Origin of the sequence: Limnohabitans sp. YIMB22184 (genome assembly GCF_048020265.1) — a bacterium.
Classification (GTDB): domain Bacteria; phylum Pseudomonadota; class Gammaproteobacteria; order Burkholderiales; family Burkholderiaceae_C; genus Limnohabitans_A.
Genome location: NZ_CP171843.1, coordinates 2,045,445 through 2,065,284, shown reverse-complemented (window position 1 = coordinate 2,065,284; position 19,840 = coordinate 2,045,445). Strand labels below are relative to the sequence as shown.

Sequence of the window (19,840 nt, the reverse complement as noted above, 5' to 3'; positions counted from 1 at the left end):
AAATGGGGAACGGGGGGCCAATAAACGGGCTGGCAGACTAAAATCAAGGCTTATTTTAAGGGTTAGCCCTGATCGCTTGGGACTGTCCCCCGCAAAACACGAGACCGAATGCACGCACCCCTTCCATTTTTGATGACCCGCTTGGCTGCCTGGTTGGGGGTTGCCTTGGTTGCGGTGCTGCTGTTTTGGCTCCTGGCACCCGTTTTGGCCCCTTTCGTGATCGCCGCCGTCATGGCGTACGTTCTACATCCTCTGGTACTTCGTCTGGAGGGCTTGGCCGCAGGGCGATTGCCACGGGCCTTGGCTGTTGTGTTCGTTGAGTTCTTGGCCATCCTGGCTTTGTTGGGCATTTTGTTGTTGCTGGTGCCCATTCTGGTGCGGGAGTGGCCACTGCTCCAGCAGCAATTGCCTGTGTTGCTGGACAAATTGGGGGATGCCATCAACCCCCTCTTGGCGCAGATGGGCCTGAACGTGTCGCTGGACCTGCGCGACCTGAAAACCCAGCTGGTGTCGTACCTGAGTGCCAACCGTGAGGATTGGTGGGCGCCGCTGATGTCTTCCATCAAGCTGGGCGGCAGCGTGGCCTTGGCCGTGCTGGGTTACGCGGTGCTGGTGCCGGTGGCTTTGTTTTACATGCTCTACGACTGGACCCGGCTGGTCAACAGTGTGGTCGAGTTGGTCCCCCCGGCCTGGCGTGAGCGTTTTGACGGTTTCATGCAGGACTGCGACCAGGTGCTGGGCGAATATTTGAGAGGTCAGTTGCTGGTGATGCTGGCATTGGCGGTGTTTTATGCCGCAGGGCTGAAGCTGTTTGGCCTTGATCTGGCTTTGCCGATCGGCGTGTTCACCGGCTTGGCCGTGTTTGTGCCTTATCTGGGTTTTGGTCTGGGGCTGGTGCTGGCGCTGTTGGCAGGCTTGCTGCAGTTTGCTTCGGCGCAGGCGGTGGTCATGGTGGCTGTGGTGTATGGCCTGGGACAACTGCTCGAGAGTTTTGTGCTCACGCCCCGCCTGGTGGGCGAGCGCATCGGCCTGCACCCGCTGGCCGTCATTCTGGCCCTGATGGCGTTTGGTCAGGTACTGGGTTTTGTGGGGGTGTTGATGGCCTTGCCCGCCAGCGCGGTTTTGTTGGTGGGCCTGCGCCGTTTGCGCCACCAATACCTGCAAAGTGATCTGTACCAAAAGAGTGGTTCGGGTGCTGCCGAGCAAGGACCCGAGCAGGCATGAGGCAGCTGACACTGGACATCGGCCTGGCATCAAGCCCCACGCTGGACAACTTCTTTGCGGGGCCCAACGGCGCTGCGGTGAGCCATTTGCGTTTGTGGACTTCTTCGGCCAGTCGTTCGCCTGTGCCCACTTACCTGTGGGGCGAAAGCGGCTCAGGCAAAACGCATTTGTTGCATGCGGTACACCACGCTTTGAGGGAGCAGGGTGCCCAGGTGGGCTGGCTGGACGCCCACACCATGGATCCGCCCGAATTCAACGACGCCTGGGCGGTTGTCTTGATGGACGATGTGCACCAGTACAACGCCGAGCAACAGCACACTGCTTTCAACTGGTTTGTCAACGCCTTGACGCCCCGCAGCGGCACGCCGCGCTGGGTCTTGGCCGCAGGGGCTTTGCCCCCGGCCGATCTGAAGCTGCGCGACGATTTGCGCAGCCGTCTGGGTTGGGGCCATGTCCACGCCTTGCAGGTGCTACACGAGCCCGAGCGCCGCGCCGTCTTGCGTCAAGAGGCCGATGCCCGCGGTCTGTTCCTGAGCGATGAAGTCATGTCTTACATGCTCAAACGCTTTTCGCGCGATTTGGGCAGCTTGATGCAGCTGCTCGACCACCTGGACCACTATGCTTTGCAAACGCAACGCGCCCTGACCATTCCGCTGGTCCGTGCGATGCTGGAGAACGAATGAAACTCGCCTTGTTTGACCTGGACCACACCTTGCTGCCGCTGGACTCTGACCACACCTGGGGCGTGTTCACCACCGAATTGGGCTGGACTGATCCGACGGTGTTCAGTCAGCGTAACGACGAGTTTTATGCCCACTACCAGGCAGGTACGCTGGACATCCATGAGTACGTGCGCTTTGCCACCCGCGCCGCCCGCGAGCGTGGTGCGACCGAGGCGGCCCATGCCCATGCCCGCTACATGGACGAAGTGATCCGGCCCCGCATCACGGCCGAGGCACTGGCGCTGGTACGATCGCACCAGCATGCGGGCGACACGGTGATGATCGTGACCGCCACCAACGAATTTGTGACCCGCCCGATTGCCCAGGCTTTCGGGGTCGGCGAGTTGATCGCGGTGGAGCTGGAACGCGATGCCAGCGGCTGGATCACTGGCGAGATCCGGGGCACCCCGTCTTTTCGCGAGGGCAAAGTCACTCGGGTCGCGCAGTGGCTGGGTCAAAAAGGCCTGGACTGGAGCGATGTGGAGATGACCTTCTACTCCGATTCCATGAACGACTTGCCGCTTCTGGAAAAAGCCCACCATCCGGTGGCAACGAACCCTGACGCTCGGTTGCGTCAACTGGCCACGGAACGCGGCTGGCGCATCCTCGAACTCTTTCAAGAATGATCAAACAATTCATCGACAAGCTGATGGGCAAAACGCCCAAAAGCAACAAACCCTATTTTGGCCGTCGCACCGAAGTGCCTGCATCGGTGCACGGTATCGACCCTAACCTGGTGGACGAACGCGCCATCCATGTCACGCAGACCTTGCAGCAGGCTGGTTTTGAGGCCTATATCGTGGGTGGCGCGGTGCGCGATCTGTTGCTGGGCCTGCGCCCCAAAGACTTTGACGTGGCCACCGACGCCACACCCGAGCAGGTCAAAGGCCTGTTTCGGCGTGCCTTCATCATCGGTCGACGCTTTCGCATTGTGCATGTGGTGTACGGGCGAGGGCGCGACAACGAGGTGATCGAGGTATCCACCTTCCGCGCGCACCTTGACAACGTGGCTGCAGAGCAAGTCAAGGGCAACGAGCGCACCAGCAAACGCCAGCTCGAAGGCATGCAGCACGCGGTGGATTCATCGGGTCGTGTGCTCCGTGACAACGTCTGGGGGCCACAGGACGAAGACGCCACGCGCCGCGATTTCACAGTGAACGCCATGTACTACGACCCCGCCTCGCAGATTGTGGTCGATTACCACGGCGGCATTCAGGATGCGAAAAAGAGGGTGTTGCGCATGATTGGCGATCCGGTGGCGCGTTACCGCGAAGATCCGGTGCGCATCATCCGTGCCGTGCGCTTTGCGGCCAAGCTCAGCCCTCTGGGTTTCAAGCTTGAAGCCAAAACCGCCAAGCCCCTCACGCAGTCAGCCAATTTGTTGGCCGATGTACCGCAAAGCCGCTTGTTTGACGAGATGCTCAAGCTGCTCCAGACCGGGCACGCCTTGGCGTCGATTACTCAGTTGAAAAATCTGGGCTTGGCCACCGGTATTTATCCTTTGCTGGACGTGGTGGTGGAGCGCGCAGACAGCCCGTTTGTGCAGGTGGCTCTTGCTGATACCGACCGCCGTGTCGGCGAGGGCAAACCGGTTGCCCCGAGTTTCTTGTTGGCTTGCGTGTTGTGGGCCGATGTCCGCGAGGGCTGGGCCCAGCGCCTGGCGCGCAAGGAGCACCCGCATCCGGCTTTGCAAGACGCGATCGACGAGGTCTTTGACGCCCGCATCGGCGATGTGTCTGGCCGAGGCAAGCTGGCCGCTGACATGCGCGAGATCTGGATGATGCAGCCGCGCTTTGAAAAACGCGTGGGCAGCACGCCGTTTGGCCTGGTCGAACAGCCACGCTTTCGTGCAGGCTTTGACTTTTTGCGTCTGCGCGCCGATATCGAAGAGGTGGATGTGCGCTTGGCCGATTGGTGGCAAGAGTTCAGCATGGCCAGCGATGCCGAGCGCGAAGATCTGGTGCAGGCCGCCAAGGCCGAGCAGCAGGCTTCGCAATCGGCCAAGCCGCGCGTGCGCAGGGCTCCTCGGCCCGAAGGCGCGCAGGCCATTGCTCAGGCGCTAGCTCGTCCTGATGCACAAACGGCTACACAGGCCGATGGCGCCGACGATGGTGCGCCCAAAAAGCGCCGCCGTCGCCGCCGCAAGCCCGGCGCTGGTGGAGACTCGGCGGGCGACGGCGGCAACGCCGAGTGACGCTGTGGGGTGACGGTGGCGTCGATGTTGCGAGACCCCGTGACCGCTTACGTCGCGCTGGGTGCCAATTTGGGCCAGGCGCGGTCTGCCGTGTTGCATGCCCTGCAGGCGCTGGCCTCGATCTCAGGCACGAAAGTCACAGGCCGCTCTGCGCTGTACCGCACAGCGCCCTACGAAGCCCAGGGGCCGGACTTCATCAACGCGGTGGCCTGCATCGACACTTGTTTGACTGCACCCGACTTGCTGGACGCTTTGCAGGCCATCGAAAACCAGGCGGGCCGCTTGCGCCCCTATGTGAACGCGCCACGCAGCCTGGACCTGGACCTTTTGTTTTATGGTGATGCCCAGATGTACAGCCCCCGCCTGACCTTGCCTCATCCGCGCTGGCGCGAGCGGGCTTTTGTGCTTTATCCCTTGGCCGATGTGTGGCCGCAGCGTGTTAGTCCGCAAGACTTGGTGCGCGTGGCAGCTCAAGCCATTGAGCGCTTGCCACCAACGGATCAGGAGTTGCCATGACTTTTCTCTCTGGTTTGCCGGTGTCCTTGCAGACCCTCTTGCTCTTGCTGGCCAGCAATGTGTTCATGACCTTCGCCTGGTATGGTCACCTGCGCCACATGGCCACAGCTCCTTGGTATGCCGCGGCCTTGGTGAGTTGGGGCATCGCCTTGTTCGAATACATGTTCCAGGTGCCGGCCAACCGCATTGGTTACACGCAGTTCAGCGTGGGGCAGCTGAAGATTCTGCAAGAGGTCATCACCTTGAGCGTTTTCGTGCCTTTCGCGGTCTTTTACCTCAAGGAGCCGTTCAAGCTGGACTACCTGTGGGCTGCCTTGTGCATGGTGGGCGCGGTTTATTTTATTTTCCGAAGCAGTTGACTGGGGCCCTGCGATTCGACGCAGATCGAGCGGTTAAACTCGCCGCTGTCACAAAATTGTCACGTTAGACCCTTTCTCGTTATCAGGAGCTCACCCATGCTGTTTGGCAAATTGCTGCCCAAAGAAGGCAACTTCTTCGAACTGTTTAACCAACACGCAGAGCGCATCGTTGAGGCGGCTCGGGCCTTTTCCAACCTGGTGGCCAATTACAGCGACACGCATCTGCGGGAAAAATACAACCGCGATGTGGACAATGCCGAACACGCCGCCGACCGTGTGACCCAGGAAGTCAACCGCCTGATCCACACCACCTTCATCACCCCGATTGACCGTGAGCAGATCCACGCCCTCATCAACCTCATGGACGATGTGGCCGATTTGATCCAGGACTCGGCAGAGACCATGGCGCTGTACGACGTGCGCCACATGACCGAAGAAATCACCCGTCTGACCGATTTGTCGGTCAAGTGCTGCGAGCGCGTGCAGGATGCGGTCAAGTTGCTGGCCAAGATTGGCGAGCCTTCGGTGGCCGAAGCCGCTTTGAAGACCTGCGAGGAAATCGACCGCCTGGAGTCCGATGCGGACCGTGTGATGCGCAGCGCCATGAGCAAATTGTTTCGTGACGAACCCGATGTGCGCGAGATCATCAAACTCAAGGCCATTTACGAATTGCTGGAGACGATCACCGACAAATGTGAAGACGTGGCCAACCAGATCGAGGGCATCGTCCTCGAAAACTCCTGATCCGAACCGGGAATCCCGAACATGGAAACCGTACAAGCCGCCTTGTGGGTGGTGATCTTGCTGGTCGCCCTGGCGCTCATTTTTGACTTCATGAACGGCTTTCATGATGCCGCCAACTCGATCGCGACTGTGGTCTCCACGGGCGTGCTCAAGCCGGGACAAGCGGTCATCTTTGCCGCCTTTTTCAACTTCATTGCCATTTTTGTTTTTCACCTGAGCGTGGCGGCCACAGTGGGCAAAGGGATTGTCCAGCCGGGCATTGTGGACACGCATGTGGTCTTCGGTGCGCTGGTAGGCGCCATCACCTGGAACGTCATCACTTGGTATTACGGCATCCCCAGCAGCTCCTCGCACGCCTTGATTGGCGGCATTGTGGGTGCGGTGATTGCCAAAGCCGGGGCGGGCGCTTTGATTTCTACCGGCATCATGAAGACGGTAGCCTTCATTTTCGTGTCGCCATTGCTGGGCTTTTTGCTCGGCTCCTTGATGATGGTGGTCGTGGCCCACCTCTTCCGGCGTGCCCGGCCTTCCAAGGTGGACAAATGGTTCCGTCGTTTGCAACTGGTGTCGGCCGGGGCTTACAGTCTGGGCCACGGCGGTAACGATGCACAAAAAACCATCGGCATCATCTGGTTGCTGTTGATTGCCACAGGCTACGCTACCACGGCCGATGCCGCGCCCCCGGGCTGGGTCATCATCAGCTGTTATTTGGCGATTGGCCTGGGTACCATGTTTGGTGGTTGGCGCATTGTCAAAACCATGGGTCAGAAAATCACCAAGCTCAAACCTGTGGGCGGCTTTTGTGCAGAGACCGGTGGTGCCATGACCTTGTTTCTGGCCACCACCTTGGGTATTCCGGTGTCCACCACGCACACCATCACCGGGGCCATTGTGGGCGTCGGTTCCACCCAGCGGGCCAGCGCCGTGCGCTGGGGTGTGGCGGGCAACATCATCTGGGCGTGGATTTTGACCATTCCCGCCAGTGCCTTTGTGGCGGCCATGGCTTATTGGGTCAGCTTTCAAATTTTTGACTGAAGACGCTTGCCGCCGGGTAGTCCGGCGCATTGTCTGGCTTGTGCAATGCCGTCCGATTGTTCAAATCGGACGGCATTTTTCATTGGCTGATCAGACGAGCCGCTTCAATTTGGTATTCAAAATACCGTTGAAAACTGAAGACCAGACTGGCCATCAAGACGGTGGTGCCCAGCAGCAAAGCGATGGCAATGCCAATGATCGTGCCCCAATTTGTGCGGCCAGATGGCGTCAGTGAATCGGCCAAGGGATTGAACCTGGCGTTCCATTTTTCGATCGGTGTCAAGCCGTAAATGATGGCGTTCAAGGCGCAGCCGGCCAAGGTGAAGCCCAGCAGGGGGATCAGCATCCAGCTCAGGGTGTCGTCTTGCCCGAATTGCTGAACACGCTCCAATCCGTAAAAGCCGAGCGCTGTTGGAATCGGCAGCAGCCAGCCCAACATGTCTGTCCATCCATACAAATAAAAGCGGTGCAGGCCCAAGGGGCCGGTCCAGAAAGCCAGCCAGGTCGCGAGTGTTTTGTTTTTCATGGGGCGATTATTGCGGAGGGCTGCTGTCGCCCGCGCCCAAAGGCTTTTCCATCATCACGACATCGAGCCAGCGGTCAAACTTCCAGCCGCAGGACTTGAGCACGCCGACGTGGCTGAAGCCCAAGGCGGTGTGAACGCCGATGGACCCCGCATTGGCCGAGTCGCCAATGACGGCCAGAAATTTGCGCACGCCTGCGCGTTCGGCTTGCGTGCACAACTCGGCCAGCAGGGCGCGCCCCATCCCTTTGCGGTGGGCGTCCGAGGCCATGTAAATCGAGTCTTCGGCAGAAAAGCGGTAAGCCGGGCGGGGCTTGAACCAATTGCAATAGGCAAACCCCATCACGCGGCCTTCGTCCTCGACCACCAGATAAGGCAAGCCCTTGGACAGCACATCGGCGCGGCGACTGGCCATGTCGGCTTCGGTGGGGGGATCGATCTCGAAAGTGCCGGTACCGGTCAGGACGTGGTGGCGATAGATGGCGGTGATGGCCGGGATGTCTTCATCACGGCTGGGTCGGATCAGAGGCAAGGCAGGGCTCCCGTTGTATAATGGTGGGCTTTTCAGTGTGTCACTGGCCGGGTGGCCAGTTGCGTGTCTCAAACGCTGAAGGATACCGGGCATCTGGGCAATTGTTCCCAAGAAGCCCAACCACCCAAGGATAAATCATGGTTGTTATTCGTCTGAACCGCGGCGGCTCTAAAGCACGTCCTTTCTTCAACATCGTCGTCGCCGACAAGCGCGTGCGCCGCGATGGCCGCTTCTTGGAGCGCATCGGTTTTTACAACCCCACAGCCAAAGGCGGCGAAGAAGGTCTGCGCATTGCACAAGACCGCTTGACCTACTGGAAGAGCGTGGGCGCCCAGGCTTCTCCCACCGTGGAACGCCTGATCCGTCAAGCCGGCAAAGCCGCGGCCTGATCGGTCCGCACGGGTCATGCGTCCGCCTTTGGAAACAGTCGCACTGCCGGCTGATGCCATTGAAATTGGGCGTATCACCGATGCCTGGGGCATCAAAGGCTGGTTCAAGGTCTTGCCCCACAGCGCCTCGCCCGAGGCGCTTTTTTCTGCCAAAAGCTGGTTTTTGTTGCCGCCCGATCGGCCCATGAAGCCCCAGCGTGGCCAAGAGGCTGCAGCCTCTGCGCAGCAGGCCTGGCGCGAACCTTTGCTGCTCCACATCCTTGAAGTCAAAGACCATTCCGACACTGTGGTGGCGCGTGCCCAAGGCATTGACGACCGCAATGCGGCTGAATCCTTGCGCGGTAGCCGAATTTTTGTGCCCCGCTCGAGCTTCCCTGCCGCTGCCGACGGCGAGTACTACTGGGTGGACCTGATTGGCTTGCAAGTGATTAACCGCGAAGGTGTGGACCTGGGTCAGGTGCGCGACCTCATGTCCACCGGCCCGCAAACCGTGCTGGTCATCGAGGCTCCTGCCGAGGCAGAAGGCGACAAACCTGTCGAGCGCATGATCCCGTTTGTCGCGGCTTTCGTCGATGGTGTCGACCTGCCAACCAAGCGCATCACGGTCGACTGGCAGCCAGACTACTGAGCCGTCCTGGCCGTGGAGGGCCATCCCCATGCGCTTTGACATCATCACCCTGTTCCCCGAGTTGTTTGCGCCGCTGTTGACCAGCGGCATCACGCGCCGTGCCTACGAAAGCGGCTTGGTCGACGTGCGTTTGTGGAACCCGCGCGACCACGCCGAAGGCAATTACCGCCGTGTGGACGACCGCTCCTTTGGGGGTGGTCCGGGCATGGTGATGCTGGCCGAGCCCTTGTTCAAGTGCCTGAGCGCCATCCGTGCCGAGCGGCAAGAAGAAACGCCTGCGCCCTTGGTGTTGTTTTCGCCGATTGGTCAGACTCTCAACCACAGTGCGGTGGCCCAATGGTCAAGCAGCGCGGGCGCGGTGCTGCTGTGCGGCCGCTACGAAGGCGTGGACCAGCGATTCATTGACCAATACGTTGATCAGCAAATTAGTCTCGGTGACTTTGTGTTGTCTGGCGGAGAAATTGCGGCCATGGCCTTGCTGGACGCGGTGGCCCGTTTGCAGCCGGGTGTACTTAATGACGAGGGCAGCCACCAGCTCGACAGCTTCAACCCGGCGCTCGATGGTTTGCTGGACAGCCCGCACTACACCCGCCCCGAAGTCTGGCAAGGCCAGGCGGTGCCACCTGAATTGATGTCGGGTCACCATGCGCACATTGCGCGTTGGCGACGCGAACAAAGCCTGCGCCTGACGGCCTTGCACCGCCCCGAGTTGCTGGAGCAAGCCCGCGAGGCCGGTCGCCTCAGCCGCCAGGACGAGAGCTTTCTCAAACAGGCTTGCGCCAGCTTGTCCATTCCGGAGCTTGCGCCTGCTGCGAAAAAGCTATAATCAAGGACTTTTCGATCCTCTACCCGCCGCGATTTGGCTCAGTCATAGATTTAGTATGGCCTTTACAGCACAGAACGCCCCTTGTGTAGCGAGGCATGATCGGACGGAGTTCAAAAAATGAATTTGATTCAAACTCTTGAGCAGGAAGAAATTGCCCGTCTGGGTAAAACCATTCCTGAATTTGCCCCCGGCGACACCGTGATCGTCAGCGTCAACGTGGTGGAAGGTGCGCGCAAGCGTGTCCAGGCCTACGAAGGTGTTGTGATCGCCAAGCGTAACCGTGGCCTGAACAGCGGCTTCACTGTGCGCAAGATCTCCAGCGGCGAGGGTGTGGAACGCACGTTCCAGACTTACAGCCCCGTGATCGCCAGCATCGAGGTCAAGCGCCGTGGTGATGTTCGCCGCGCCAAGCTGTACTACCTGCGTGACCGCAGCGGCAAGTCGGCACGTATCAAGGAAAAATTGCCTCAGCGCAAAGCAGCACCTGCTGCCAAAGCGTAAAGCCTTTCCGGCCATACGAAAAAACCGCCCGGGCTTGCGCCCAGGGCGGTTTTTTTATGGGCGCTTCAAAACGCTCATGCCATCCCTCAGGCCATGAAAAAAGGCCTTGCCTGTGGAGGCAAGACCTTAAAGGGGATCTTGAAGTCCTGGGTTTTGCCCAGGAAAACGATCAGCCGCGTGTGATTTTCAGCACGCGGGTGCCGCCGCGCTTGCCTGCGGGGCCTTCGCCAGCGGCGTGGGGCTTGAAGTTGCTGGCACCAAACTGCTTGGGACCCCGGGCGAACTTGTCACCGGCCGCGCCGCGAGGGGCTGGGCGGGCAGCGTTGCGGTTGTCACCACCACGGTCTTCCCAGCGGCCGCCTTGACGAGGACCGTCCTGACGGGCGTCTTGGCGTGGGGCAGGGCGGCTGTCGCCACGGTCCCAGGGGTGAGCCGGAGCACCGCGCTGTTCAAAGCGGTCACCACGGGGCGCATCAAAACGGCCACCCTCTTTGCGGGCATCGAAGCGGGGTTCGCTGCGCTGCTCAAAACGGGGTTGCTCGTCGCGGAAGTTGCTGCGGGGTGCGCGGTTGTCAAAACCGCCGCCATCGCGATCACGGTTGCCACCGAAGTCGCGTCCACCAGCGGCGGGACGGCCACCACGGAAGCCGCCGCCTGCGTTGGCGTAATTGCGCTCACCGCCAAATCGGTCACCGCCACGGCCCATGGGCTTACGGGCTTCGGGCATGCGCATTTTGGGTTCGAGACCCGGAATCACTTCGGCCTTGAAGGGCTGGCGTGTATAGGCTTCAATGTCACCGATCTTGCGACGGTCACGCATTTCGGCAAAGGTCACGGCCAAACCATCGCGGCCAGCGCGGCCTGTGCGGCCGATGCGGTGGGTGTAGTCCTCGGCCTTCATCGGCAAGCCGAAGTTGAAGACGTGGGTGATGGTGGGCACGTCAATGCCGCGAGCGGCCACGTCGGTGGCGACCAGAATCTGGACTTGGCCATTGCGCAGCGCCATCAGGCGGCGGTTGCGCATGCCCTGGCTCAAGGCGCCGTGCAGGGCCACAGCCGAGAAGCCGTCTTGCTGCAGGTCAGCGGCCAAGCCGTCGCACTCGATTTGGGTGCTGGAGAACACGATGGCTTGGTCAATGGTGGCGTCACGCAACCAGTGGTCGAGCATTTGGCGCTTGTGTTGGGCGTTGTCGGCCCAGAACAGCACCTGCTTGATGTTGTTGTGCTTTTCTTGCGGGTTGTCGATCTGGATTTTCTGGACCGAAGAGCCGCCATCGTGCATCACGCGCATGGCGAGCTGCTGAATGCGCGGCGCAAAGGTGGCGCTGAACATCATGGTCTGGCGGCGCTGGCTGGTCATGTCGTTGATGTCGGCCAGGTCGTCCGAGAAGCCCAGGTCGAGCATGCGGTCGGCTTCGTCAACCACCAAGAACTGCACCTGGTCCAGCTTGATTTGCATCGAGCGTTGCAGGTCCAGCAAACGGCCAGGCGTGGCCACGACCAGGTTGGCGTTTTGCAGCTTGGCAATTTGCAGCTGGTAAGGAATGCCGCCGACCACGTTGGCCACGCGCAAACCGCGTGTGTGCTTGACCAGCTCGATGGCGTCTTGCGCCACCTGTTGGGCCAGTTCACGCGTGGGGCACAGGATCAGGGCGCCGGGTGTCGGGGCCTTGAAGTTGCGTGGGTTGGTGGGGTCTTTGCGTTTGGCACGCTTTGGGGCAGGTTCGCCCTTGGCGGCAGCGTCAGCGCAGGCTTGTTCAAACTCTGCGCGTTCAGCGGCTTCTTGTTCGGCCATTTGCTGGATCAGGGTGTGCAGCACGGGCAGCAAGAAGGCTGCGGTCTTGCCGCTGCCGGTCTGGCTGGAGACCATCAGGTCGGTGTAGCCGTTGGACTTGCCGTCTTTGGAGCCGCCCGCCGTGGGCAGCGCCAATGGAATGGCGCGCAATTGCACGGCAGTGGGCTGTGTGTAGCCCAGATCGGCCACGGCTTGCACCAGCTCAGGGGCCAGGCCCAGCTCGATGAAGCCGTTGGGCACGTCAGCGATAGCCTCTTCTTCTTCAGCCGCGGCTTCCACAGTGGCTTCGGGTGCGATCTCGGCTGTAGCCGCGACCATGATTTCAGTGGCCAAGTTACTTGGGGCAATTTGTGCCACGGTTTCTGTGGCGATGGATGTGTTTTCGGCAGACGACAAGTCGTCCTGCACTGTCTTCAGAGTGTCGGTCATGTGTGTATAAAAAACTCGCACGGAACAACGGCCGTCAACAGATTGCTGTTGATTTAGGCCGCAGGCACCGCAAGGTTGAAAAAACATCAACCATCAAACGGTGCTCGCGAGGGGCGCTGGGCGTGGAGCCTGGCCGCTGTGAGTGACCCTATCGTTGGGTCAAGGCATGAAGGGAGATGTATGAAACGCTGCACTTCTGTACAGCGAGCCAGCGATTATGGCACGGATCGGAAAAATTCGCTAGGGTTTTCCCTGAAAATCACAAACGGATGAAATGCTCGCGGTAATGCGCCAGTTCGTCGATGGATTCGTGCACATCGGCCAGCGCGGTGTGCTTTTGCTGCTTCTTGAAGTTGGCATACACCTCAGGCTTCCAGCGGCGCGACAGCTCTTTGAGGGTGCTCACGTCCAGGTTGCGGTAGTGGAAAAACGCTTCCAGCTTGGGCATGAACTTGACCAGAAACCGTCGGTCCTGGCTGATGGTGTTGCCGCACAGCGGCGAAGCGCTCTTGGGCACGTATTTTTTCAGAAAGGCCAGGATTTGCTCTTCGGCATCGGCTTCGCTGGTGGTGGAGGCTTTGACCTTGTCGATCAGCCCACTCTTGCCGTGGGTGCCCTTGTTCCACTTGTCCATCTGGTTGAGCAGTTCGTCGCTTTGGTGAATCACCAGCACCGGCCCTTCGATGCGGGGCGTGAGATGGGGGCCGGTCACGATCACGGCAATTTCCAGCAAGCGTTCCTTCTCGGGGTCCAGGCCCGTCATTTCACAATCGATCCAGACCAGGTTCTGATCGGATTTGGGCAGCTCGTTCGATTCTGGGGCGGGGGAGGTGTTCACTTCAGACATTCAGCAATTGTCGCCGATGATGCCCCCTGCATCGGGCGCAACCGGACCGCCCACAGACGCTCAGGTGCATGCGCACCTGCTGGCATGCCCTTGCACAAGCCGTGCAGACTGGGCGGCTTCTACAATCGACGCATGAATCCCTCTTTGACTTTGACCCTGACTTTGGTGATGGGCTTGCTAGCGCATGTGGCGCTCAAGTTCTGGCTGAACGCCCGTCAGGTGCGGCATGTGGCCCGCCACCGCGATACGGTGCCGCAGGCTTACGCCGACACCATGGCCTTGGCCGACCACCAAAAAGCCGCCGATTACACCCTGTCCAAAGCCCGCCTGTCGCAAATCGACATCGCACTCGATGCGGCTGTGCTGCTGGGCTGGACGCTGCTGGGTGGGCTGGATGCGCTCAACCAAGTGCTGCTGGGCTGGATGGGCCCGGGCATGGCGCAGCAAATCGCGCTGGTGTTGGGCTTCATGCTGGTGGGCGGACTCATCGGCCTGCCCTTGTCGCTGATGCAGACCTTTGGCGTGGAGCAGCGCTTTGGCTTCAACAAGATCACGCCTGCCTTGTGGCTGGCCGACATGGCCAAGGGGCTGGTGCTGGGTTTGGCGCTGGGCCTGCCATTGCTGTGGGTGGTGCTGTGGCTCATGCAAGCCGGGGGCGCCTGGTGGTGGCTGTGGGCCTGGGGGGTGTTGGTGGGCTGGCAGCTGTTTTTGATGGCGATTGCGCCCAACGTGATCATGCCGCTGTTTAACAAGTTCACTCCGCTGGAAGACGAGTCGCTCAAGGCCCGCGTGCAGGGATTGATGCAGCGTGCAGGCTTCACGGCCAAAGGTTTTTTTGTGATGGACGGTAGCCGCCGCTCGGCGCATTCCAATGCGTTTTTCACCGGCTTTGGCGCCAGCAAGCGGGTGGTGTTTTTTGACACCTTGCTCAAGCAGCTGAGCCCGGCAGAAATGGAAGCGGTGCTAGCCCATGAGCTGGGCCACTTCAAGCACAAGCACATCGTCAAGATGATGGTGATCAACTTTGCCATGACGCTGGCGGGCTTGGCGCTTTTGGGCTGGCTGGCGCAGCAGGTCTGGTTTTACACGGGCCTGGGCGTGATGCCGAATTTGTCGGGCAGCAACGATGCGCTGGCGCTGGTCTTGTTCATGCTGGTCACGCCGGTGTTCACTTTGTTCTTTGCGCCTGTGTCTTCTTGGCGCTCGCGCCAGCAAGAGTTCGAGGCCGATGCTTATGCGGTGTCGCAAACCCCGGGCAAGGACTTGTCCTCGGCTTTGCTCAAGCTCTACCAGGACAACGCTTCGACCTTGACGCCAGACCCTTGGTACGTGAAGTTTTATTACTCGCACCCCCCGGCCAGCGAGCGTTTGTTGAGGATGAAAAACGCATGAGCACTTCGGATATTCGCGCCCTCCAACCCACCGAGGTGATCATGGCGCTGAGCCAAATTTCGGGCTGGCGTTTGTCTGGCGATGGCGATCAGGTGGCCATCGAAAAGTCCTTTGAATTTGCCCAGCACACACACGCTTTGCTGTTCGTCAACAGCGTGGGCTGGTTGTCTGAAAAGCTCAACCACCACCCCGAACTGGTGCTGACCTACAAACGGTGTGTGGTGCGCTGGAACACGCACGATGTGCGCGGCTTGAGCCGCTTGGATTTTGAAGCGGCCACACAAACCGACGCCTTGTTAACGGCATGATGCGGCATGAATAAACCCAAAGCGCGCACGGCCTTGACCCCGGCCCACGATCTGGAGCCGGGCTTGGTGGTCGCCACCTATGGCCGCCACTGTCTGGTGGAGACACCCGAAGGCCGTCGCCTGATTTGCCACCCCCGGGGCAAGAAAAACCAGGTGGTGGTGGGCGACCAGGTGCTGTGGCAAATCGCGGGCGATGAAGGCAGCATCGAAAAACTGCAAGAGCGCCGCAACCTGTTCTACCGGCAAGACGAAATCCGCACCAAATCCTTTGCCGCCAACCTGGACCGCGTGCTGATCCTGATCGCGGCCGACCCTGAGTACTCGGAAAGCCAGCTGTCTCGCGCTCTGGTAGCGGCCGAGGCCGAACGCATCACGCCCATCATCGCGCTCAACAAAAGTGACCTGGCCCAGCCCTTCACCCAAGCCTGGGAGCGCCTGGCCCCATATCGCGCCATGGGTTACAGCGTCATGCCCATCAGCCTGAGCCCACGCAGTCCTGTGGCCGACGATGGCGTGACCGCCTTGTGTGCGCATTTACAGGGCCTCACCACCCTGGTGCTGGGGCCGTCGGGGAGTGGCAAAAGCACGCTGATCAATCGCCTGGTGCCCGATGCGCAGGTCGAGACTGGCGAGATTTCGCTGGCCCTCAACTCGGGCAAACACACCACGACCAGCACGCGCTGGTACTGGGTGCCCGCGCTCGATGCGGCAGGTGAAACGGGTGCTGCACGCACCGCCTTGATCGATTCACCCGGTTTTCAGGAGTTCGGCCTGCACCACATCGAGCCCACCCGCCTGGCCGAGTGCATGCCCGATTTGCGCAAGCACCTCGGCGGCTGCAAGTTCTACAACTGCACGCATTTGCACGAGCCCGGTTGCGCCGTTCTGGCGCAAGTTGAAACCGCTGAACACCCCGGTACCATTAGCGTGCGACGGCACCGCATTTACGCGCAGCTGTTTGAGGAATTGGGCCAGCAACGCTGGTGAGGACGTGCGTGGGCTTTTTCAGCCCACCAGATTGGCCATGGTCAGCAGGGCCACCAGCACCAACCACATGATCACCGTGCGCCAGACCAGGCCCACCACTTGGGCGAAGTGGGCGACTTCTGGAACACGTCCCGGTGTGCTGCTGCCGCCCGTCATCTCCGGGTTGTCGTCAGCCTCGTTGTCCGCTTGTAGGGTGGCACCGCCCAAGCGGATGTTGATGGCACCTGCCGTGGCGGCCAGGATCACGCCATCGTTGTCTTCTGGAAAGTTCTGTGCATGGTTGCGCCAGCCATCCATCGCGTCCTCAAAACTGCCCACGATCGCAAAGCCCAAAGCGGTCATGCGCGAGGGCAGCCAATCCATGGCCTGCCAGGCTCTGGAGGCCACAGAGCGCAAGGCCTCGCTCACCACCGAGCCGTCGGTGGTCGGCTCCTGCCAACGACGTTGCGCCAGTTCGGTCAGGCGGTAAACCACCGCGCCCACAGGCCCCAAGCCAATGATGGACAGGGCCGCATACCAAAAGAACACGCCGAACACATGGCGGTGAGCCGCGATCATCGAGAACTCGATCACATGCCGCACGATCTCGCTGCGCGGTATCTGGCCGACCTGCACCTGCTGCCACTCGGCCAGCAGTTCACGCGCTTGGGTCTCGTCACCGTTTTCCAAGGCTTCGCGAATCGCCGTGAAGTGGTGACTGAATTGGCGAAAGCCCAAGGTGACATAGAGCAGGGCCACGTTCCAGACCACGGCCAAGAGCCAGCCCAAACTCCATTCGATGGCCCAGTGCACCAGCATGGCCAACAGCGCCGGTCCCATGATCGTGATGCCCCAAGTGATCCAGGCTTGATGCCGCACGCCCGCGTCAAATGTGCGGGCGACCCAGGCGACCCAACGTTTGACTGTGGTGTAGATCGCATTCACGGGGTTCAAGGGATGGGCCTGCTCCAGCACCAGCGCCAACAGGATTGCAAAAAAACTCATGGCGTCCTCATGGGGCGGGGTTGACGACCAAAAAACGGTAGAAGTTACGAAGCATAGCGGCTGTGGCTCCCCAGATGAAACGCTCGACTGGATTGCATTGACCGTCGGGCGTCATCCGGGTTTCTTGGTAGGGCATTGAAAACCATTGCCGCCGGGCGCCTTGCCACTCGAACGCATGGCGACGGTGGTGGGCGGGATTCATCAAAAATTCAAGTGGCACCTCGAACACATCTTGAACCTCATCCGCATTTGGGTTCAGCTCGAACTCGGGCGACACCAAGCCAACGACGGGCGTGACCCAAAAAGAAGTGCCCGTGACATACACCGGCAATTCGCCAATGACCTGCACATGATGGGGGTCCAGGCCCACCTCCTCTTGAGCTTCACGCAGCGCCGTCGCTTGTCGGCTGGCATCGCTGGGGTCGACCTTGCCACCTGGAAAGGCGATTTGCCCGGAATGTGTGGCCATGTGGTTGGCACGCTGGGTGAGCAGCACGGTTGACTGAGACACATCGGGGCCGCGCATGACGATCGGCACCAACACCGCTGCCTGGGCCGGCTCTCGTGTGGAAAAAGAGGTTTCCCGCTCGACTTCGGGCTGCCAGATGGGAGGCCGTTCAAACCGGGCGCGAAGGGCATCGGGCAACAAATGGGCCGACGGCACCGCGGGCATATCGTGGTCGATGCGCCAAACCGGAACATTGCGGGGATCAAAAGTCAAAGAACTGGACACAGAGGGTATTTATAACCGAGACAGAGGCCACCTTTAGAATGAGCGCCGCTGCACCTTTTAGCAGCGTTATTTTTATCGATATAGGTTGACACCATGAAGCGTGATTATTTTTCTCACAACACCTCGTCTGACCGCCGTTTTGGCGAACACCGATCCGGCACCTGCATGGCGCTCATCGACGGACGTTTCCTGATCTGGATGGCCCAGCAAGGCGCGGTCGGGACCACCGGCGAGTCGGTCAATCGCCAGGGCCTGCTAAATTTGTTGTCGCAAGCGCTGGCGCATGCCGGGCTGGATGTCGACTTGCGCCGCATTTACTGGTACAGCGACCGCTCGGATGGGCTGATCATTGACGACCAGATCGTGCGTCTGGTGCAAACGCACGATGCCGATGGCGGCGCGTCCTTGCTGCGCTCCTTGGGGCATGACCTCAAACAGCTGGCCGAGCACCATGCCTGCGACCATGTGTTGGTGGCCAGTGACGATGAACGCTTTTTGGCCACCATCGACGAGGCTCAGTTGAGCGGCCTGAGCGTGCACCTGCTGGCCGACGAGTCGGCCCGCAACATGCCCCAAATGGTGCGCACCGATCCAGGCTGGGCCCGCCTGCTGTCCCAGGCCGATCGCCGCGTGGTGGTCAACTCCCAGGCCTTGGCCGACATGCTGCAAGGCAAGTTGCCCACCGGTATGGGGCTGGCTGTAGAAGACGTGGAAGAGTTGCGCAAGTCGATGCACGAAGTCATCACCGCCTGGTGGGCCGATGAACCCGAAGACCTGCGCGAAGACCTGCGCGATGCGCTGCAGATCAGCCGGGGTATCCCCCAAGAGGTGGACCGTCAGCTGCTGCTGCGCATGCGCCAGCGCTTGGCACGCGCCTTGAGTCTGCCGGAGAAAAAAATGCTGCGCGAAACCTTGCGTGCCGTGGTGGCGGAGCCTGCGACTTTGCCCGCACCTGCACTGGAAGGTTTGCCCCCCGACACCGACGAATAAAAACCTGGGGCGGCTTGTCCGCCCGTGGCGCGTCAAAAAGCCCCGATGCTTGCGCATCGGGGCTTTTGTTTGGGCGGCCGGGTTGGCGCAGTCAGGCGCTTAACTGCCAATGCCTTGTGCTATGGGCAGCAGAGCTGCTGCCCATGGCCGGGCATCAAGCTTGGGCGTGGTATTGGGTGATGCGTTCGACTTCGTTTTTGGAGCCCAGCACCACGCTCACGCGCTCGTGCAGCTGGCTCGGTTGCAGATCGAGGATGCGTGTCTTGCCGTTGGTCGCAGCACCACCGGCTTGCTCGATCAGCCAGCTCATGGGGTTGGCTTCGTACAGCAGGCGCAGCTTGCCGGGTTTGTGCGGCTCGCGCTTGTCCCAGGGGTACATGAAGACGCCGCCGCGGGTCAGGATGCGGTGCACGTCGGCCACCATGGAGGCGATCCAGCGCATGTTGAAGTCCTTGCCGCGCGGGCCCTCCTGGCCTTGCAGGCATTCGTCGATGTAGCGGCGCACGGGTTCGTCCCAGTGACGCATGTTGCTCATGTTGATGGCGAACTCTTTGGTGTCGGCAGGCACTTGCACGTTTTCTTGGGTCAGCACAAAAGAGCCTTGTTCGCGGTCCAGCGTGAACATGGCCACGCCATCGCCCACGGTGAGCACCAGGGTGGTTTGGGGACCATACACGCAGTAACCTGCGGCCACTTGCTGTTTGCCTGGTTGTAGGAAGTCCTGTTCAGTGACGCCCTGGCTAGCCTCGGACTTTTTGAGTACGCTGAAAATGGTGCCGATGCTGACGTTGACATCGATGTTGGACGAGCCGTCTAGCGGGTCAAACATGAGCAGGTATTCGCCTTGCGGGTAGCGGTTGGGCACCAGGTAGATGCTATCCATCTCTTCGGAGGCCATGGCCGCCAGATGCCCACCCCATTCATTTGCCTCGATCAGCACTTCGTTGGCGATGATGTCCAGTTTCTTTTGCACTTCGCCTTGCACGTTCTCGCTGTCGGCACTGCCCAAAACACCGCCCAAAGCGCCTTTGTTGACGGCGTGGCTGATGCTTTTGCAGGCGCGGGCCACCACTTCGAGCAACAGGCGCAGCTCGGCCGGAATATGGCCTTTGTCGCGTTGCTGCTCCACCAGGTAGCGGGAGAGGGAAATTTTGGGGCTCATGTTGATTCCTAAGGTTCAGG

Annotated in this window: 23 protein-coding genes; 16 read left to right on the top strand and 7 right to left on the bottom strand. The window is 60.5% G+C overall.

Annotated features, from left to right (window positions below):
- Positions 1 to 108: 108 nt before the first annotated feature.
- The 8 genes from ACHEXL_RS09445 (at position 109) to ACHEXL_RS09410 (ending at position 6,794) form a co-directional block, all read left to right on the top strand.
- The gene (locus tag ACHEXL_RS09445) at positions 109 to 1,224 is read left to right on the top strand and encodes an AI-2E family transporter (RefSeq protein ID WP_416559070.1); all 1,116 of its coding nucleotides are present in this window, start codon (positions 109 to 111) and stop codon (positions 1,222 to 1,224) included.
- Positions 1,221 to 1,907 (top strand): DnaA regulatory inactivator Hda, encoded by a 687-nt coding sequence (gene hda, locus ACHEXL_RS09440; protein ID WP_416559069.1) that lies wholly within the window; start codon positions 1,221 to 1,223, stop codon positions 1,905 to 1,907. The genes ACHEXL_RS09445 and hda overlap by 4 nt, the downstream gene beginning before the upstream one ends.
- The gene (locus ACHEXL_RS09435; protein WP_416559068.1) at positions 1,904 to 2,572 is read left to right on the top strand and encodes an HAD family hydrolase; all 669 of its coding nucleotides are present in this window, start codon (positions 1,904 to 1,906) and stop codon (positions 2,570 to 2,572) included. The genes hda and ACHEXL_RS09435 overlap by 4 nt, the downstream gene beginning before the upstream one ends.
- The gene (pcnB, locus tag ACHEXL_RS09430; protein ID WP_416559067.1) at positions 2,569 to 4,140 is read left to right on the top strand and encodes a polynucleotide adenylyltransferase PcnB; all 1,572 of its coding nucleotides are present in this window, start codon (positions 2,569 to 2,571) and stop codon (positions 4,138 to 4,140) included. Before ACHEXL_RS09435 ends, pcnB begins: the two co-directional genes overlap by 4 nt.
- A 24-nt stretch (positions 4,141 to 4,164) precedes the next feature.
- Positions 4,165 to 4,656 (top strand): 2-amino-4-hydroxy-6-hydroxymethyldihydropteridine diphosphokinase, encoded by a 492-nt coding sequence (folK, locus tag ACHEXL_RS09425; RefSeq protein ID WP_416559066.1) that lies wholly within the window; start codon positions 4,165 to 4,167, stop codon positions 4,654 to 4,656.
- Positions 4,653 to 5,015 (top strand): DMT family protein, encoded by a 363-nt coding sequence (locus ACHEXL_RS09420; RefSeq protein WP_416559065.1) that lies wholly within the window; start codon positions 4,653 to 4,655, stop codon positions 5,013 to 5,015. Before folK ends, ACHEXL_RS09420 begins: the two co-directional genes overlap by 4 nt.
- A 96-nt stretch (positions 5,016 to 5,111) precedes the next feature.
- Positions 5,112 to 5,759, top strand: coding sequence for a DUF47 domain-containing protein (locus tag ACHEXL_RS09415; RefSeq protein ID WP_416559064.1), 648 nt, complete (start codon positions 5,112 to 5,114; stop codon positions 5,757 to 5,759).
- A gap of 21 nt (positions 5,760 to 5,780) precedes the next feature.
- Positions 5,781 to 6,794 (top strand): inorganic phosphate transporter, encoded by a 1,014-nt coding sequence (locus ACHEXL_RS09410; RefSeq protein WP_416559063.1) that lies wholly within the window; start codon positions 5,781 to 5,783, stop codon positions 6,792 to 6,794.
- Between the two features lie 79 nt (positions 6,795 to 6,873).
- On the opposite strand, the gene ACHEXL_RS09405 is transcribed toward ACHEXL_RS09410, so the two are convergent.
- Positions 6,874 to 7,320 (bottom strand): hypothetical protein, encoded by a 447-nt coding sequence (locus ACHEXL_RS09405; RefSeq protein ID WP_416559062.1) that lies wholly within the window; start codon positions 7,318 to 7,320, stop codon positions 6,874 to 6,876.
- A 7-nt stretch (positions 7,321 to 7,327) separates the two neighbouring features.
- Positions 7,328 to 7,849: a GNAT family N-acetyltransferase gene (locus ACHEXL_RS09400; RefSeq protein ID WP_416559061.1), complete on the bottom strand. Its 522-nt coding sequence runs from the start codon at positions 7,847 to 7,849 to the stop codon at positions 7,328 to 7,330.
- Between the two features lie 137 nt (positions 7,850 to 7,986).
- On the opposite strand from ACHEXL_RS09400, the gene rpsP reads away from it, so the two are divergent.
- The 4 genes from rpsP (at position 7,987) to rplS (ending at position 10,193) form a co-directional block, all read left to right on the top strand.
- Positions 7,987 to 8,238, top strand: coding sequence for a 30S ribosomal protein S16 (rpsP, locus tag ACHEXL_RS09395; RefSeq protein WP_019430383.1), 252 nt, complete (start codon positions 7,987 to 7,989; stop codon positions 8,236 to 8,238).
- A gap of 16 nt (positions 8,239 to 8,254) precedes the next feature.
- Complete coding sequence (gene rimM, locus ACHEXL_RS09390) at positions 8,255 to 8,866, top strand: ribosome maturation factor RimM (RefSeq protein ID WP_416559060.1); 612 nt, start codon at positions 8,255 to 8,257, stop codon at positions 8,864 to 8,866.
- A gap of 28 nt (positions 8,867 to 8,894) precedes the next feature.
- The gene (trmD, locus tag ACHEXL_RS09385) at positions 8,895 to 9,692 is read left to right on the top strand and encodes a tRNA (guanosine(37)-N1)-methyltransferase TrmD (protein WP_416559059.1); all 798 of its coding nucleotides are present in this window, start codon (positions 8,895 to 8,897) and stop codon (positions 9,690 to 9,692) included.
- A gap of 117 nt (positions 9,693 to 9,809) precedes the next feature.
- On the top strand, positions 9,810 to 10,193 hold the full coding sequence (gene rplS, locus ACHEXL_RS09380) for a 50S ribosomal protein L19 (protein WP_416559058.1): 384 nt from the start codon (positions 9,810 to 9,812) through the stop codon (positions 10,191 to 10,193).
- A gap of 169 nt (positions 10,194 to 10,362) precedes the next feature.
- On the opposite strand, the gene ACHEXL_RS09375 is transcribed toward rplS, so the two are convergent.
- The gene (locus ACHEXL_RS09375) at positions 10,363 to 12,417 is read right to left on the bottom strand and encodes a DEAD/DEAH box helicase (RefSeq protein ID WP_416559057.1); all 2,055 of its coding nucleotides are present in this window, start codon (positions 12,415 to 12,417) and stop codon (positions 10,363 to 10,365) included.
- 259 nt (positions 12,418 to 12,676) lie between these two features.
- The gene (orn, locus tag ACHEXL_RS09370) at positions 12,677 to 13,264 is read right to left on the bottom strand and encodes an oligoribonuclease (RefSeq protein ID WP_416559056.1); all 588 of its coding nucleotides are present in this window, start codon (positions 13,262 to 13,264) and stop codon (positions 12,677 to 12,679) included.
- Between the two features lie 132 nt (positions 13,265 to 13,396).
- Between orn and ACHEXL_RS09365 the strand changes: the two genes are divergently transcribed.
- Genes ACHEXL_RS09365 through rsgA form a run of 3 tightly spaced genes read left to right on the top strand, consistent with a single transcriptional unit; the run spans position 13,397 to position 15,951 of the window.
- Positions 13,397 to 14,656, top strand: coding sequence for a M48 family metallopeptidase (locus ACHEXL_RS09365; RefSeq protein WP_416559055.1), 1,260 nt, complete (start codon positions 13,397 to 13,399; stop codon positions 14,654 to 14,656).
- Positions 14,653 to 14,964 (top strand): 4a-hydroxytetrahydrobiopterin dehydratase, encoded by a 312-nt coding sequence (locus ACHEXL_RS09360; RefSeq protein WP_416559054.1) that lies wholly within the window; start codon positions 14,653 to 14,655, stop codon positions 14,962 to 14,964. Before ACHEXL_RS09365 ends, ACHEXL_RS09360 begins: the two co-directional genes overlap by 4 nt.
- A 6-nt stretch (positions 14,965 to 14,970) precedes the next feature.
- Positions 14,971 to 15,951, top strand: coding sequence for a ribosome small subunit-dependent GTPase A (gene rsgA / locus ACHEXL_RS09355; protein ID WP_416559053.1), 981 nt, complete (start codon positions 14,971 to 14,973; stop codon positions 15,949 to 15,951).
- A gap of 18 nt (positions 15,952 to 15,969) precedes the next feature.
- On the opposite strand, the gene ACHEXL_RS09350 is transcribed toward rsgA, so the two are convergent.
- Together ACHEXL_RS09350 and ACHEXL_RS09345 are read right to left on the bottom strand one after the other, a co-directional pair.
- The gene (locus ACHEXL_RS09350) at positions 15,970 to 16,935 is read right to left on the bottom strand and encodes a CobD/CbiB family protein (protein WP_416559052.1); all 966 of its coding nucleotides are present in this window, start codon (positions 16,933 to 16,935) and stop codon (positions 15,970 to 15,972) included.
- A gap of 7 nt (positions 16,936 to 16,942) precedes the next feature.
- A complete protein-coding gene (locus ACHEXL_RS09345) occupies positions 16,943 to 17,677 on the bottom strand; it encodes a CoA pyrophosphatase (protein ID WP_416561333.1) in 735 nt (244 codons plus the stop codon).
- An 84-nt stretch (positions 17,678 to 17,761) separates the two neighbouring features.
- On the opposite strand from ACHEXL_RS09345, the gene ACHEXL_RS09340 reads away from it, so the two are divergent.
- A complete protein-coding gene (locus ACHEXL_RS09340; protein WP_416559051.1) occupies positions 17,762 to 18,658 on the top strand; it encodes a hypothetical protein in 897 nt (298 codons plus the stop codon).
- Between the two features lie 154 nt (positions 18,659 to 18,812).
- On the opposite strand, the gene ACHEXL_RS09335 is transcribed toward ACHEXL_RS09340, so the two are convergent.
- Entirely contained in the window at positions 18,813 to 19,820 is a 1,008-nt protein-coding gene (locus tag ACHEXL_RS09335) for a class 1 fructose-bisphosphatase (protein WP_416559050.1), read from the bottom strand.
- Positions 19,821 to 19,840: the final 20 nt, after the last annotated feature.